Origin of the sequence: Streptomyces luteolifulvus (genome assembly GCF_008806595.1) — a bacterium.
Lineage (GTDB): Bacteria > Actinomycetota > Actinomycetes > Streptomycetales > Streptomycetaceae > Streptomyces > Streptomyces luteolifulvus.
In genome coordinates, this window is sequence record NZ_VZRB01000006.1 from 38,471 (window position 1) to 52,270 (window position 13,800).

12 protein-coding genes and 1 riboswitch are annotated in these 13,800 nt (G+C 69.1%); of the genes, 7 read left to right on the top strand and 5 right to left on the bottom strand.

Annotated elements, in window-relative coordinates; all coding sequences use genetic code 11:
* Positions 1 to 388: 388 nt before the first annotated feature.
* The 6 genes from F7R91_RS10675 (at position 389) to F7R91_RS10700 (ending at position 7,924) form a co-directional block, all read left to right on the top strand.
* Entirely contained in the window at positions 389 to 1,153 is a 765-nt protein-coding gene (locus F7R91_RS10675) for a GntR family transcriptional regulator (protein WP_150946971.1), read from the top strand.
* A 175-nt stretch (positions 1,154 to 1,328) separates the two neighbouring features.
* Positions 1,329 to 3,476 carry a carbon starvation CstA family protein gene (locus tag F7R91_RS10680; protein WP_150946973.1) on the top strand — a complete coding sequence of 716 codons (2,148 nt, stop codon included), beginning with the start codon at positions 1,329 to 1,331 and terminating at the stop codon, positions 3,474 to 3,476.
* Positions 3,439 to 3,648 carry a YbdD/YjiX family protein gene (locus F7R91_RS10685; protein ID WP_150947490.1) on the top strand — a complete coding sequence of 70 codons (210 nt, stop codon included), beginning with the start codon at positions 3,439 to 3,441 and terminating at the stop codon, positions 3,646 to 3,648. Before F7R91_RS10680 ends, F7R91_RS10685 begins: the two co-directional genes overlap by 38 nt.
* An 84-nt stretch (positions 3,649 to 3,732) precedes the next feature.
* Positions 3,733 to 3,861: riboswitch (cobalamin riboswitch) on the top strand.
* A 124-nt stretch (positions 3,862 to 3,985) separates the two neighbouring features.
* On the top strand, positions 3,986 to 6,346 hold the full coding sequence (locus tag F7R91_RS10690) for a ribonucleoside-diphosphate reductase subunit alpha (protein WP_150946974.1): 2,361 nt from the start codon (positions 3,986 to 3,988) through the stop codon (positions 6,344 to 6,346).
* Positions 6,346 to 7,356, top strand: coding sequence for a ribonucleotide-diphosphate reductase subunit beta (locus F7R91_RS10695; protein ID WP_150946976.1), 1,011 nt, complete (start codon positions 6,346 to 6,348; stop codon positions 7,354 to 7,356). The genes F7R91_RS10690 and F7R91_RS10695 overlap by 1 nt, the downstream gene beginning before the upstream one ends.
* 76 nt (positions 7,357 to 7,432) lie before the next feature.
* Positions 7,433 to 7,924, top strand: a complete 492-nt coding sequence (locus F7R91_RS10700; protein WP_150946977.1) for a hypothetical protein — start codon at positions 7,433 to 7,435, stop codon at positions 7,922 to 7,924.
* Here the strand turns inward: F7R91_RS10700 and F7R91_RS10705 are convergent.
* The gene (locus tag F7R91_RS10705; protein ID WP_150946979.1) at positions 7,891 to 8,103 is read right to left on the bottom strand and encodes a hypothetical protein; all 213 of its coding nucleotides are present in this window, start codon (positions 8,101 to 8,103) and stop codon (positions 7,891 to 7,893) included. The two genes, F7R91_RS10700 and F7R91_RS10705, sit on opposite strands and share 34 nt — an antisense overlap.
* A 93-nt stretch (positions 8,104 to 8,196) precedes the next feature.
* Between F7R91_RS10705 and F7R91_RS10710 the strand changes: the two genes are divergently transcribed.
* The gene (locus tag F7R91_RS10710) at positions 8,197 to 9,174 is read left to right on the top strand and encodes a GlxA family transcriptional regulator (protein WP_150946981.1); all 978 of its coding nucleotides are present in this window, start codon (positions 8,197 to 8,199) and stop codon (positions 9,172 to 9,174) included.
* A 4-nt stretch (positions 9,175 to 9,178) separates the two neighbouring features.
* On the opposite strand, the gene F7R91_RS10715 is transcribed toward F7R91_RS10710, so the two are convergent.
* The 4 genes from F7R91_RS10715 to F7R91_RS10730 all read right to left on the bottom strand — a co-directional run bounded on the left by F7R91_RS10715 (position 9,179) and on the right by F7R91_RS10730 (position 13,699).
* On the bottom strand, positions 9,179 to 10,567 hold the full coding sequence (locus F7R91_RS10715; protein WP_150946983.1) for a bifunctional albaflavenone monooxygenase/terpene synthase: 1,389 nt from the start codon (positions 10,565 to 10,567) through the stop codon (positions 9,179 to 9,181).
* Positions 10,564 to 11,649 carry an epi-isozizaene synthase gene (cyc1, locus tag F7R91_RS10720; RefSeq protein WP_150946985.1) on the bottom strand — a complete coding sequence of 362 codons (1,086 nt, stop codon included), beginning with the start codon at positions 11,647 to 11,649 and terminating at the stop codon, positions 10,564 to 10,566. The genes F7R91_RS10715 and cyc1 overlap by 4 nt, the downstream gene beginning before the upstream one ends.
* A 282-nt stretch (positions 11,650 to 11,931) precedes the next feature.
* Positions 11,932 to 12,582 carry a peptide deformylase gene (def, locus tag F7R91_RS10725; protein ID WP_150946987.1) on the bottom strand — a complete coding sequence of 217 codons (651 nt, stop codon included), beginning with the start codon at positions 12,580 to 12,582 and terminating at the stop codon, positions 11,932 to 11,934.
* 136 nt (positions 12,583 to 12,718) lie between these two features.
* A complete protein-coding gene (locus F7R91_RS10730) occupies positions 12,719 to 13,699 on the bottom strand; it encodes a tetratricopeptide repeat protein (RefSeq protein ID WP_150946990.1) in 981 nt (326 codons plus the stop codon).
* Between the last annotated feature and the right edge of the window lie 101 nt (positions 13,700 to 13,800).

Genomic DNA, 13,800 nt, shown 5'->3' on the forward strand with positions numbered 1-13,800 from the left:
TGCACCACAAACCCCCCTGCCTCTCGCGGTATTGGCGTCTGCGCACGTACCGCCCATGGGGCCGGGCCTGGACCAATGGTGTAGACCAGTGAGGGGAGCTTGGCCCAGACCAAAGGGTGTGTCAAGGGTGCTCGAACGGCCCCGACCAGCCGTTATGCGACCTACATATGCAGGAACCTTTAAGTAAGAACCTGTCGAAAACAGCGCTCCGGCACGGCAGACTTGAGGTAGACCACTTGCGCGGTGGACTAGACCAACAGAGATGCCGACGGTATACAGAGGGGATCACGGAGCGCGCGGAGAACGTCTTCGCCCCAGCCGTGCCACGATGTGAGCCGTGACCGAGGGATGTCGGTCGTGATGGCATACGGAGCCGGGAAGGCGGAGCATGAGCACCGAGGTCAGCAGTGCGGAGAACGAGAACGGGACCAGCGTCCGTACCGCCCGCGTGCCCAAGTACTACCGCCTGAAGAAGCACCTGCTCGACATGACGGAGACCCAGGCGCCCGGAACGCCGGTCCCGCCCGAGCGCACGCTGGCGGCGGAGTTCGACACGTCGCGCACCACCGTGCGCCAGGCCCTCCAGGAACTGGTCGTCGAAGGCCGCCTGGAGCGCATCCAGGGCAAGGGCACCTTCGTCGCCAAACCGAAGGTGTCGCAGGCGCTCCAACTCACCTCGTACACCGAGGACATGCGCGCGCAGGGCCTCGAACCCACCTCGCAGCTCCTGGACATCGGCTACATCACCGCCGACGACCGGCTCGCCGAACTGCTCGACATCACGGCCGGCGGCCGGGTGCTGCGCATCGAGCGGCTGCGCATGGCCAACGGCGAGCCGATGGCCATCGAGACGACACATCTGTCGGCGAAGCGATTCCCCGCCCTGCGCCGGTCCCTGGTCAAGTACACGTCCCTGTACACGGCGCTGGCCGAGGTGTACGACGTCCATCTCGCCGAGGCCGAGGAGACCATCGAGACCTCGCTGGCCACCCCGCGCGAGGCCGGCCTGCTCGGCACCGACGTGGGCCTGCCGATGCTGATGCTGTCCCGCCACTCCCTGGACAGGGACGGCAAGCCGGTGGAGTGGGTGCGATCGGTCTACCGCGGGGACCGCTACAAGTTCGTGGCGAGACTGAAGCGGCCTGCGGAGTAGAGCCGCACCGACCGTGAGGCCGGCTGGGGGTCCGGGGGTCATCCCCCGGGGACAATGCAGCGTGGCGAGGCTGAAGCGGCCTGCGGAGTAGCTCCGGCTACCGCACGCGGTGTAGCGCAACTCCCGCTCTTGTTCTACGTTCCCCCCGTCGCCGCATGGACGGGAGGACCACCCGGTGCGTACCGCGAACGTCCGATCCATCGTCATCTGGACCCTCGTCGCGCTCGTCGGCGCGGCGGGCTGGTCCGTGCTCGCGCTCTCCCGGGGCGAGGACGTCTCGGCCGCCTGGATGGTCGCGGCCGCCCTCGGCTCGTACGCGATCGCCTATCGCTTCTACGCGAAGTTCATCGCGTACAAGGTCCTCAAGGTCGACCACACCCGGGCCACCCCCGCCGAACGCCTCAACAACGGCATCGACTTCCATCCCACCGACCGCCGGGTGCTGCTCGGCCACCACTTCGCGGCGATAGCGGGCGCCGGACCGCTGGTCGGCCCCGTGCTGGCCGCGCAGATGGGCTATCTGCCCGGCACGGTCTGGATCATCGCGGGCGTCGTCTTCGCGGGCGCGGTCCAGGACATGGTGGTGCTGTTCTTCTCGACGCGGCGGAACGGCAGGTCTCTTGGCCAGATGGCCCGCGAGGAGATCGGCCCGTTCGGCGGTGCGGCCGCGCTGATCGCCGCCTTCGCCATCATGATCATCCTGCTCGGAGTGCTGGCCCTGGTGGTCGTCAACGCGCTGGCCGCCTCCCCATGGGGCACCTTCTCCATCGCGATGACCATCCCGATCGCCCTGCTGATGGGCTTCTACTTACGGGTCCTGCGGCCGGGCCGGGTCACCGAGGTCTCGCTGCTGGGCGTGGCGCTGCTGCTGCTCGCGCTGGTCGCGGGCCGCTGGGTCGCCGAGTCGTCGTGGGCCGGCACCTTCACGCTCGCGCCCTCCACCCTGGTCGTCTGGCTGGTGGCGTACGGCTTCGTCGCCTCGATCCTGCCAGTGTGGATGCTGCTCGCACCCCGCGACTACCTCTCCACCTTCATGAAGATCGGCACGATCCTCCTGCTCGCGCTCGGTGTGGTGATCGTGCTGCCGACGCTGCGGATGGACGCGGTCACCGACTTCGCCTCGCGCGGCGACGGACCGGTCTTCGCGGGCTCCCTCTTCCCGTTCGTCTTCATCACCATCGCCTGCGGCGCCCTGTCCGGCTTCCACTCGCTCATCTCGTCGGGCACGACGCCGAAGATGATCCAGAAGGAGACGCAGGTCCGGATGATCGGCTACGGCTCCATGCTGATGGAGTCCTCGGTCGCGGTCATGGCGCTGGTCGCGGCGAGCATCGTCGACCCGGGCCTGTACTTCGCGATGAACGCGCCGTCCGGGGTGATCGGCACGACGGTGGAGAACGCCTCGCAGGTGGTGACCGGCTGGGGCTACCAGATCTCCCCCGGCGATCTGGCCCAGGCCGCGAAGAACGTCGAGGAGTCGAGCCTGCTGTCCCGCACCGGCGGTGCGCCCACACTCGCCGTGGGTGTCTCGGAGATCTTCTCCCAGGTCACCGGCGGGGGCCTCAGGGCGTTCTGGTACCACTTCGCGATCATGTTCGAGGCGTTGTTCATCCTGACCGCGCTGGACGCCGGCACCCGCGTGGGCCGGTTCATGCTCCAGGACCTGCTGGGCAACGTCTTCCGGCCCTTCAGGAACGTCAGCTGGAAGCCGGGACTCGTCGTCACCAGCGCGATCGTGTGCGGACTGTGGGGCTACTTCCTGTGGGTGGGCGTCCATGAGCCCCTCGGCGGAATCAACCAGCTCTTCCCGGTCTTCGGCATCTCCAACCAGCTGCTCGCGGCGGTCGCCCTGGCCGTCTGCACGACCCTGCTCGTGAAGTCGGGGCGCCTCAAGTGGGCCTGGATCACGGGGATTCCGCTCGCCTGGGACGCGACGGTGACCCTCACGGCGAGCTGGCAGAAGGTGTTCTCCAGCGATCCCCGGGTCGGCTTCTTCAAGCAGCGGTCCGTGTTCCAGGACGCCATCGACGCCGGAAAGGTCCTGCCGCCGGCCAAGAACATGGACGACATGCACACCGTGGTCACCAACTCCACGGTGGACGGCATCCTCACCGCGCTCCTGCCCGTGCTGATCGTGGTGGTGATCGCGGACGCGCTGCGCGTGTGCGTCCGGCACATCCGCCGCCCGGCGCTGTCCAGCCTGAGCGAATCGCCGTACGTCGAGTCGAGGATCGTGGCCCCGGCCGGGCTGTTCCCGACACAGCAGGAGAAGGAGGAGGCGCGTGCTGCGATCGGCGCTTCACCGGGTCGTTCGGACGCTTAGGGGCGTGCGCTGGTATCTGCGGGAGCTGACGGACGAGTCGGCGTACGACCGTTATGTCGCGCATCTGCGCGCGATCCGTCCCGGGGCACCGGTGCCGACCCGCCGTGCCTTCGAGCGGATGCGGACACAGCGTCAGGAGGCCGACCCCCGGCAGGGGTTCCGCTGCTGCTGAGAACGAGCCGTAAGACCGAGTTGACGCTACGAAGCCACCCCGACACAACATCTGGGGTTGTCACCTCAACCCGGCACAAGATGTATGCTCATCCTCGCTGTCGCCGCAGGGGAATCCGGTGCGAATCCGGAACTGTCCCGCAACGGTGTACTCCTACGCGTATCACCGCGTTCGAGGCTCAGTCCGAGGACCTGCCGACAGTGCGCCCCGGCCGTCCGGCCGGTGTGCCATGACGTCCGGGCCTCGCGGAATGGGCCGGTGGACGCGACGCCGTGTGCGCTCGTGAGCTGCCCCCTGCGCTCCGCAAGGCCCCGTGCCGAGCGAGGGAGAGCCCCACGTGACCATCGCGCCAGCCGATCCGGCTTCAGCAGCCAGCAGCGTGGCCGACGACGGTCCCGGGACCGCGCTGCTGCGGACCCTGACCGAGCTGACCGCCGACCTCCCCGACGCCGACCCCGGCCGGGTGGCCGCCGCCGCGCTGCGCGGCCGGTCCGCGCGGGCCGACGAGGCGGAGCTGCGGGAGCTGGCCACCGAGGCGGCGGCCGGTCTCATCTCGGAGGACCCGGCGTACTCCCGGCTGGCCGCCCGGCTGCTGACGATCAGCATCGCGGCCGAGGCCGCCTCGCAGGGCGTGACGATGTTCACCCAGTCCGTCGCGGTCGGGCACCGCGAGGGGCTCATCGCCGACCGCACCGCCGCGTTCGTGCGGCTGCACGCGCGCCGCCTCGACGCGCTCGTCGACGCCTCGGCCGACGACCGCTTCGGCTACTTCGGCCTGCGCACCCTGCACAGCCGCTATCTGCTCCGGCACCCGTTCACCCGTCAGGTGATCGAGACGCCCCAGCACTTCATGCTGCGGGTGGCCTGCGGTCTGGCCGAGGACGACACGGTGAGGTCGCTGGAGGAGGTCGCGGCGCTCTACGGGCTCATGAGCCGTCTCGACTACCTGCCCTCCTCCCCCACGCTCTTCAACTCCGGCACCCGGCACCCCCAGATGTCGTCCTGCTACCTCCTCGACTCCCCGCTGGACGAGCTGGACTCCCTCTACGACCGCTACCACCAGGTCGCCCGTCTCTCGAAGCACGCGGGCGGCATCGGGCTGTCGTACTCCCGGATCCGGTGCCGCGGTTCGCTGATCCGCGGCACGAACGGGCACTCCAACGGCATCGTCCCGTTCCTGAAGACCCTGGACGCCTCGGTCGCCGCCGTGAACCAGGGCGGCCGGCGCAAGGGCGCGGCCGCGGTCTACCTGGAGACCTGGCACTCCGACATCGAGGAGTTCCTGGAGCTGCGCGACAACACGGGCGAGGACGCCCGCCGTACGCACAACCTGAACCTCGCGCACTGGATCCCGGACGAGTTCATGCGCCGGGTGAACGCCGACGCGCTGTGGTCGCTGTTCTCGCCCGCGGACGTGCCCGAGCTGGTCGACCTGTGGGGCGAGGAGTTCGACGCCGCGTACCGCAGGGCCGAGGCCGCGGGGCTCGCGCGCAGGACCATCCCGGCCCGTGACCTCTACGGCCGGATGATGCGCACCCTCGCGCAGACCGGCAACGGCTGGATGACCTTCAAGGACGCGGCCAACCGCACCGCCAACCAGACCGCCGAGCCGGGCCATGTGGTCCACTCCTCCAACCTCTGCACGGAGATTCTGGAGGTCACGGACGACGGGGAGACGGCGGTCTGCAACCTGGGGTCGGTGAACCTCGGCGCGTTCGTCGACCCGGCCGTCGGCGACATCGACTGGGAGCGGCTGGACGCCACCGTCCGCACCGCCGTCACCTTCCTCGACCGCGTCGTCGACATCAACTTCTACCCGACCGAGCAGGCGGGCCGCTCCAACGCCCGGTGGCGTCCCGTCGGCCTCGGTGCGATGGGGCTGCAGGACGTCTTCTTCAAGCTGCGCCTGCCCTTCGACTCGCCAAAGGCGCAGGCGCTCGCCACCCGGATCGCCGAGCGGATCATGCTCACCGCGTACGAGGCGTCCGCGGACCTCGCCGAGCGCAACGGCCCGCTGCCGGCATGGGAGAAGACCCGTACGGCCCGGGGTGTGCTGCACCCCGACCACTTCGGCGTGGAGCTCGCCTGGCCGGAGCGGTGGGCGGCCCTGCGCGAGCGCATCGCCTCCGTCGGCATGCGCAACTCCCTCCTCCTCGCCATCGCGCCGACCGCCACCATCGCGTCGATCGCGGGCGTGTACGAGTGCATCGAGCCGCAGGTCTCGAACCTCTTCAAGCGCGAGACGCTGTCCGGCGAGTTCCTCCAGGTCAACTCGTATCTGGTGAAGGACCTCAAGGAGCTGGGCGTCTGGGACGCCCGCACCCGTGAGGCGCTGCGCGACTCGAACGGTTCGGTGCAGGACTTCGGGTGGATCCCGGCCGACGTCCGCGCCCTGTACCGCACGGCGTGGGAGATCCCGCAGCGCGGTCTGATCGACATGGCGGCGGCCCGCACGCCGTTCCTGGACCAGTCCCAGTCCCTGAACCTGTTCATGGAGACGCCGACCATCGGCAAGCTCTCCTCGATGTACGCGTACGCCTGGAAACAGGGCCTGAAGACGACGTACTACCTGCGCTCGCGCCCGGCGACGCGCATCGCCCGGGCCGCCCAGGCCACTGTCCCCGTGCAGGCCACCCCGGACCCCGAGGCGGTCGCCTGCTCCCTTGAGAACCCCGAGTCCTGCGAGGCCTGCCAGTAATGCCCAGCAACCAGAATCTTCTCGACCCCGGCTTCGAGCTGACTCTGCGCCCCATGCGCTACCCGGACTTCTACGAGCGCTACCGGGACGCCATCAAGAACACTTGGACCGTGGAGGAGGTCGACCTCCACTCCGACGTCGCCGACCTCGCGAAGCTCAGTCCCGCGGAGCAGCACCTGATCGGCCGGCTGGTCGCGTTCTTCGCGACGGGCGACTCGATCGTGGCGAACAACCTCGTGCTGACGCTGTACAAGCACATCAACTCCCCGGAGGCGCGCCTGTATCTGTCGCGCCAGCTCTTCGAGGAAGCCGTCCACGTCCAGTTCTATCTGACCCTGCTGGACACCTACCTCCCCGACCCGGAGGACCGGGCGGCCGCCTTCGCCGCCGTGGAGAACATCCGGTCCATCCGCGAGAAGGCGGAGTTCTGCTTCACGTGGATGGACTCGGTCGAGAAGCTGGACCGTCTGGAGTCGCAGGCCGACCGCCGCCGCTTCCTGCTCAATCTGATCTGCTTCGCCGCGTGCATCGAGGGCCTGTTCTTCTACGGTGCCTTCGCGTACGTCTACTGGTTCCGCAGCCGCGGTCTGCTGCACGGTCTCGCCACCGGCACCAACTGGGTGTTCCGCGACGAGACGATGCACATGAGCTTCGCCTTCGAGGTGGTCGACACCGTCCGCAAGGAGGAGCCCGAGCTCTTCGACGACCGGATGCAGCAGCAGGTCGCCGACATGCTGCGGGGGGCCGTCGAGGCCGAGCTGCAGTTCGCGCGCGATCTGTGCGGTGACGGTCTGCCGGGCATGAACACCGAGTCGATGCGTCAGTACCTGGAGTGCGTGGCCGACCAGCGGCTGACCCGCCTCGGCTTCGCGCCCGTGTACGGCTCCGAGAACCCGTTCTCCTTCATGGAGCTCCAGGGCGTCCAGGAACTGACGAACTTCTTCGAGCGCCGCCCTTCGGCGTACCAGGTCGCGGTGGAGGGCTCGGTCTCCTTCGACGACGAGTTCTAGAGACCGGTTCCACAACGGCGCAAGGGGTGGATCCGGACGCCCGGACGGCACGTCCAAGGGGCGAGGAGGCCACCCCATGTGCCGAACAAGCCACCACCGGAGCCACCGGATCCACCGGAGCCACCAGGTGCACCGGATCGCCGCCCTCGCCGCGGTGACGCTTCTGCTCGCCGGCTGCGGCGCTCAGAGCGGCGGCGCGGGCGGCGGCGGCACCGTGTCGCCGTCCCCCGCGACGTCCGCGACATCCGCGAAGGGCTGTACGGTTCGGTCGACGTTCACGGCCGCCGACTCCGGCCGCAGGATCTGCCTGGCGACCGGGGACGTGGTCCGGGTGAGCCTTGACGGCACCCCGGCCCGTCCCTGGACGCCCGTCGCCGTCACCGGCAGTGCCCTGGAGGCCACCAACAGCGGCATCGTCCTTCGGCCGGGCGATGCCTCCGCCGCCTTCAAGGCGGTGGCGGCCGGGACGGCACGGCTTTCCGCGTCGCGCCCGCTGTGTGCCGCCGACCCCGGCCGGGTCGCGTGCGAGGGCCTTCAGGAGTGGTGGGTCACCGTGGCGGTGACGTAGCTGCGGGAGCGGGGCCGCGCGGGGCGGACGGTGTCCTGCCGCGGGTGCTCCGCCTCCTTGAGCTGACGGTCGATGCGCCGGTCGTGCACGATGCCGATCACCGTGGGGGCGACCAGGAGCGCCAGGATCGCGAGAACGGTCAGTGTTCCGATGAGTGCTTCCAGCTGCGTCGTATTCATGTACACCACTGTCGCGCCGAATACTCCTTACCAACAGTGGCAGGACTGCCGCACACCCTCGATTTACTGCCACATTGGTGGCACACTGGCACCATGCTGAAAAACGTAGTCGCCGTCCTGCTCGACGGCGTGCACCCCTTCGAACTGGGCGTCGTCTGCGAGGTCTTCGGCATCGACCGCAGCGACGAGGGCCTGCCGGTGTACGACTTCGCCGTCGTCTCGGCGGAGGGCCCGAACCTGAGCACCCACGTCGGCGGACTCACCGTCACCACGGCCTACGGCCTCGACCGGCTGGAGGAGGCCGATCTGATCGCCGTACCGGCCGGAAGCGACTACGTCACGCGCAGCTATCCGCCCGAGCTGCTGGACGCCCTGGTGCGGGCCGTGGAGCGCGGTGCCCGGGTACTCAGCGTCTGCTCGGGCGTCTTCGTGCTGGGCGAGGCCGGGCTGCTCGACGGGCGGCGGTGCAGTGTGCACTGGCGCCAGGCCGACGAGCTCGCCGTGCGCAATCCACGGGCGATCATCGAGCCGGACGTGCTGTACGTCGACGAGGACCCGGTGATCACCTCCGCCGGCACCGCCGCCGGCATCGACGCCTGTCTGCACATCGTGCGCAAGGAGCAGGGGCCCGAGGTCGCCAACAAGATCGCCCGGCGGATGGTCGTACCGCCGCACCGGGACGGCGGGCAGGCCCAGTACATCGAGCGGCCGCTGCCCAAGTCGCCGTGCGACACGGTCGGCGAGGTGCTGGCGTGGATGGAGCGCCACCTCGACGAGGACGTCACCGTCGAGCAGCTCGCCGACCGCGCCCTGATGTCCCCGCGCACCTTCGCCCGCCGCTTCCAGCAGGAGACGGGGACCACTCCGTACCGCTGGATCCTGCGCCAACGGGTGCTGCTGGCACAGCGGTTGCTGGAGGCGACGGACGAGACGATGGACGCGATCGCGGGCCGAACGGGGTTCGGCACCGCGGCCGCGCTGCGCCATCAGTTCGTACGGGCGCTGGGCACCACCCCCAACGCATACCGGCGCACGTTCCGGGGCCCGGAGGCCGCAGAGGACGCCGCCTGACCGGTCATCTCGGCGTCGCCCTGAGCAACAGCCGGTGCGGGCGCAGGGTGATGCCCACACGGGTGGAGTCGTTCGAACCGGCCACCTGATCGAAGCGGAACGCCGCCGCCAGCGCCGCCGTGATCAGGGTCAGCATGGCCATCGAGAAGTGGTCGCTCGGACACTTGCGGTTGCCCACGCTGAACGGCCGCATGGCGTATTTCGGCACTTCCTGCACCCGCTCCGGAAGCCACCGGTCCGGGTCGAACTCCTGGTTGCGGGCATACGAACGCGGGTCGCGCTGGATCGCGTACGGGCTGTACACGAGGTCGGCACCGGCCGGAATACGATACCCGCCGAGTTCCGTTTCGGTCACCGCCCGGCGCGTCAAAATCCATACGGCGGGCCGCAACCGCATGGACTCGACGACGACATTGTTGGTGTGGCCGAGCTTGCGGACGTCCTCGAATGCCACCGGCCGGCCGCCGGTCACGGATTCAACCTCCGCGCACACCCTGTCCGCGTGTTCCGGATGGTCGGCGAGCACCTGAAGCAGCGTCATGATCGTGGACGCGATGGTTTCGCTGCCGGGGGTGAGTATCGCGACCACCTGATCATGGATCTCCTGTTCCCCGATCGGGTCGCCATTGTCGTCCTTCGCCTCCAGCAATGCCGTCAGCAAATCGTCCGGCCTTTGACGGGATGCCCGGCGCTCGGCGACGATCTCGTCGACCACGAGATGCAAATCGGCCAGCGCCCGGTTGAATTTGCGGTTGGCCGGGAGAGGCAGCCGGTACAGGGGTCCGAGCGGGACCACCATCCGTTGGTACATACCGCGGAAGACGGTGGCGAGCGCGGCGCACAGCCGCTCGGCCCGCTCGTCCATGTACTCGCCGCGCAGCAGACAGCGCGCGGCCACCCGCACGGCGACCCGGAAGGCCTCGGAGGTGCAGTCGATCGTCTCGCCCGGCTTCCAGCGCTCGGTCAGCGCATGCGCCTCCTCCTCCATGATCGGCCCGTACCCGGGGATCGCGTCCAGCCGGAAGGCGGGCTGGATGGTGCGCCGCTGGCGCCGGTGCAGCGGGCCGTTGGCGGTGGCGACGCCTTCCCTTCCGAGCAGGCCTTCCAGCGACTCCCACAGCGGCCCGGCGATGAGGTAGTCGGGGCTCAGCGCGAGGGCTCCGGTGAGGGCCGGCGTGGTGACGGCGTACACCGTCTTCGGGCCGAGCTTCAGCCGTACGACCTCGCCGTGGTCGCGCAGCCGGGACATGAACGCCAGCGGGTCGCGGGCCAGTTGCCAGCCGTGGCCGAGGGCCGGGACACCCCCGCCGGCGAGGGGCGGCTCACGAAGCTCCGTCGCTCCGCGGACTTCGGGGGCTGTATGTGCTGCGCGCTTCACAGACTCGACGGTCATTTCTCACCTGCCGCTTCGTTGTTGACGTACGGGGGCGTGGACCGGTCGTCCCAGCAGTCGACCATGTACCGGCCGGACTCGTGGTGGAACCAGTAGACGGAACTGAACCAGTTCCGCATATTTCCCAGACAGGCCCGTACGGCGACACTCAGGTCCTTTCCCCGCACGGTGCCGTCGGCGATGCGGTCGGCGAAACGCAAGGCGTCCCGTTCGGCCAGCAGGAATTGCAGGATGCATTCCTGGACGCGTCGCCGAATTTCCCCCACCGCTTCCTCCAGCGTCAGCCCCTCGTGTTTGATGAGACTGAGCCCGAGATTGTGGACCTCGTCCCCCGCTATTTCCTTGGGGAGTGAACAGAGGTCGTTGTACCAGGCGGCGAATTCCTGGCTCAGCAGCGCCGCCCGCCGAAATGCCGGGTGTTTGCGCACCTGGTCCGGCAGTTCACATCCGGCGCTCGGCTCCAGCAGATCGGTCCAGATCCAGTGCGCGAAGGTGAGGCGGCGCAGGGCGAGATACTCCTCGACCGTGGGAACCCGTCCGACGGTGCGGTTGCGGAATTCCCGGTCGTACGCCTCGATCACCGCGTGGAAGTGCCGGGCGAACCGCGCGTTCCACCCGTCGGACAGGAACGAGTACAGCCGCGCCACACTGTCCGCCAGCCCTGCGACCAGTGGGTCCTCGTGGTGCAGATGGGTCAGGGGTGAGTCCAGGGCGGCGTGCAAACGGAACCTGAGCTGCCGCCAGGCGCCCGCCCGGCCGTGGACGATGTCGCGGTCGTGCCGGTCGTCCCAGACGAAGAACCACGCGCTGTAGTCGGCTATCGCCTGCAGGACGTCGTCCGGGGCACCGATGTAGTACCCCGCCATGAGGTCGGTGTAGCACAGGCCGTCGGCATATTCCTCCACCTTGTCCGCAGGCATGAGCCGTTTTTCCAGCAGCCAGGTGCGTGTCTTCTCCTGGAGCCTGGGCCAATACGAGTGGAGTTGCCTGGGAAACGCTGCTTCGATCACCGGAAGAGAGAGCGAGGGTGGGATGGCGATCGCCGTCAGTGTCGATGTGGTGCTGTATGGGAAAGCATGCACGAACAAAACCCCTCTCAGCCGCCAGTCGCGCACGCCCCTCCCTCTGTGCGGGGCGTGCGCCGTTGCGTATCCCCGCACTGCCCATTCAGCACCACAACTGACCGTTCTGGGAATGGATTTGCTTCGTTCACCACCCCTCAGCGCGTAGAATCTCCCCCTCTGTGCCGGGTTATGGATCACTGGAGGAGTACAGGACGATCGGGAGTGCGACAGACAGACGAACGGCGCCTGTGCGGGAAGGGAATCCTGAACAGGCGCCGTGCGTACGGGAGTCGTGGGGCGTCAGTCGTTCGCGACCACGGGGTAGCGGGGCTCGTTCTCGGCCATCTGCCGCAGCGCGTCCTTGCGTTCACGCTTGGAGAGCCGGTCGATGTAGAGGTACCCGTAGAGGTGGTCGGTCTCGTGCTGCAAACACCGGGCAAAGTATCCGGTGCCGCGCACCTTGATCGGGTTGCCCTTCTCGTCCTGCCCGGTCACCTCGGCGTAGTCCGGGCGGGCGAGCGGCGCGTACGCGGTGGGCACCGACAGGCAGCCCTCGTTGCTGTCGTCGAGCCGGCGCTTGTCGGCGGGCAGGTCGACGAGCTTGGGGTTGCAGACGACACCGACGTGCCGGACGCCCTCGTCGTCGCCGCAGTCGTAGACGAAGACCTTCAGGTCCACGCCGATCTGGTTGGCGGCAAGGCCCACGCCCTCGGCGGCGCGCTGCGAGGCGAACATGTCCGCGACCAGCTGCTGAAGCTCCTCGCCGAACTCGGTGACGTCCTTGCACTCCTTGTGCAGCACCGGGTTCCCGACGACCGTGATCGGCCGCGAGGTGCCCCGCTCACGCCAGGCGTTCTCGCGCTCCTCCGTCTCCTCGGTGTCGATGACGAAGCCCTCGTCGTCCACGGGGAGCACGCCCGCGTGCTGCTGATCGGTGTCCTGCTGCGCCATGACCGACGTATGCCTTCCTCGGAAAAACGGGGGTGTGATGCTGATACAGGGTACGGGGAGCGCCCCATCAGGGGCGCGCGGCAGTGTCGGTGTGCAGCTCCGCCACGTGGGCGCGACCAGCCACGACGGCGCCGAGCTAGCAGACTTCCTCCAGATCCCGCCAGTCCCGAGAATCCGGGCTGTCCGCAACCCACCCGTCCAGCAACCCCCTGACCAGCGAAGCCGGCGCTGCCACCCCGCACTCCCGCTCAGGCACCCACAACTGCCCGTCCGTCCGGTGCCCCAGCGGCCCGGGGTGGCCCGGCTCACTGTGATCGTGCGGATCGAGATGCTCCCCGTCCCCCTCGTCGGACGGCATCCGCGACTCGGAGCACGTACGGCACAGCAACCGCACCGAGGACGACCAGTCCTCCGCCGCGAACCCCGCGTCCGCGGCCAGCTGCTCCAGCGCGTCCCGGTCGTCCTCGGTGGCCGCCTCCAGGAGGACCACCCAGGTGGGGACGGGCGAGGGCGCCCACAGCTCGATCTCGTCGAACACCGGGTAGGAGTGCCCCGCGGCCGTGCTCCGCTCCCCATGGGGCACCCCGTCGTGCAGCACGACCTCGCCCCAGCGCCGTCCGGAGGACGGCAGCGGAATGGACAGCACCTCTATCCGCGCGGGATCCAGCCGCCGCCCCCAGACCACCTCGGCCTCGCCCTCCGGCGACAGCCGTACGGCGGCACTCCCGAGGTCCATGCCCGCCGGTTCGCCGGAGGCCGTCGCGCCCCCGGGCACCCGCAGCCCGTAGGCCTGCCAGGCCCGCCGGGCCAGCGGCCAGTCCTGGAGCGCGGTGGCGGCGATGCCGACGTTCCACCAATCGGGTGCCCCGGTCTCCCGGTCGAGCAGGGCGACGGCACGCAGTCCGGCCGCCCGGGCCTGCTCCCAGTCGTGCCGGAACTTGTGGAGGAGGGCGAGGTTGAACCAGGACTCGGACAGCCAGGGCTCCAGATCGGCGGCTCGCGTCAGCAGCGCCCCCGCGTCCTCGTAACGGCCGTCGCCGATCAGCGTGAACGCGCGGTCCGTGGCCTGCCGCCAGGAGGCGGAGGGCCGGTGCCGTCCCTTGCCGAAGATCCTCACGATTCCCGCCTGCCAGTTCCGTGGAGTGGGCTGGCTGTGCCCCCGGACACCCTCTCATTCGCATCCAACCACGTACGGCTGGAAGGGCGCTCATTACCCAT

What these genes read in the sequence shown, in the direction of transcription:
- F7R91_RS10675 (WP_150946971.1), top strand. Translation starts at nt 389, where the DNA reads ATGAGCACCGAGGTCAGCAGTGCGGAGAACGAGAACGGGACCAGCGTC.
- F7R91_RS10695 (WP_150946976.1), top strand. Translation starts at nt 6,346, where the DNA reads ATGCCCAGCAACCAGAATCTTCTCGACCCCGGCTTCGAGCTGACTCTG.
- F7R91_RS10700 (WP_150946977.1), top strand. Translation starts at nt 7,433, where the DNA reads ATGTGCCGAACAAGCCACCACCGGAGCCACCGGATCCACCGGAGCCAC.
- F7R91_RS10705 (WP_150946979.1), bottom strand. Translation starts at nt 8,103, where the DNA reads ATGAATACGACGCAGCTGGAAGCACTCATCGGAACACTGACCGTTCTC.
- F7R91_RS10710 (WP_150946981.1), top strand. Translation starts at nt 8,197, where the DNA reads ATGCTGAAAAACGTAGTCGCCGTCCTGCTCGACGGCGTGCACCCCTTC.
- F7R91_RS10715 (WP_150946983.1), bottom strand. Translation starts at nt 10,567, where the DNA reads ATGACCGTCGAGTCTGTGAAGCGCGCAGCACATACAGCCCCCGAAGTC.
- def (WP_150946987.1), bottom strand. Translation starts at nt 12,582, where the DNA reads ATGGCGCAGCAGGACACCGATCAGCAGCACGCGGGCGTGCTCCCCGTG.